This window comes from Rhodococcus sp. AB351 (genome assembly GCF_049538275.1).
Lineage (GTDB): Bacteria > Actinomycetota > Actinomycetes > Mycobacteriales > Mycobacteriaceae > Rhodococcus.
On the sequence record NZ_JBMVFW010000039.1, the window covers coordinates 1 to 778 of the forward strand.

Below are 778 nucleotides of genomic sequence, written 5' to 3' on the forward strand. Positions count from 1 at the left end.
CTGTGGGTACGACCGATCGCGGAGGTCGGCGCCGCCGACGCGCCGACGGTCGGTGGCAAGTCCGCCAACCTCGGAGAACTCACCTGCGCAGGCTTTCCGGTACCGCCGGCCTTCGCCGTCACCGCCGGTGCGTATCTCGACGCGATGGACGCAGCCGGCGTCCGATCCCGGCTGGCAGCCGAGGCGGCACCTGCCCCCGACATCGACGACGCCACCCTGATACGCACCTCCGCCGAGCTCGCCGCCCTGGTGACGGATTCGACCGTGCCGGCCGGGATGCGCGCGGCGATCGTCTCCGCCTACGAGAGCCTCGGTCCCGATGTGCCGGTCGCGGTGCGGTCGTCCGCTCCCGCGGAGGACGCCGCGGATACCTCGTTCGCCGGTATCCACGAGTCGTACACGAACATCATCGGCGCCGACGCGGTGATCCGCGCGGTGCAGGCGTGCTGGGCCTCGTTGTGGTCCGAACGCGCCCGCACCTACCGAGGGCTGCGCGGGGTGACCGACGAACCGTCCATAGCCGTGGTGGTCCAGGTGATGGTGAAGTCCGAGTCGTCGGGCGTGGCGTTCACGGCCGACCCGCGCACGGGCGAACTCGATCGGATCGTCGTCGAAGCAGCGCTCGGTCTCGGTGAGGTCGTCGTCGGCGGGCAGGTCGAACCCGACACGTACGTCGTGGCGAAGGACGGCTTCGAGGTGCTCGACGTGCACCTCGGTCATCAGGAATTCCGCATCACCTCCACCGACAGCGGGGACAGCCGTGTCGCCCTCGACCCCG

1 protein-coding gene is annotated in these 778 nt (G+C 70.4%); it reads left to right on the forward strand.

What is annotated here, in order from left to right; all coding sequences use genetic code 11:
- Positions 1-778, forward strand: a 778-nt coding sequence (locus ACPCXD_RS22900; RefSeq protein WP_423661210.1) for a PEP/pyruvate-binding domain-containing protein, incomplete at both ends; no start/stop codon positions are given.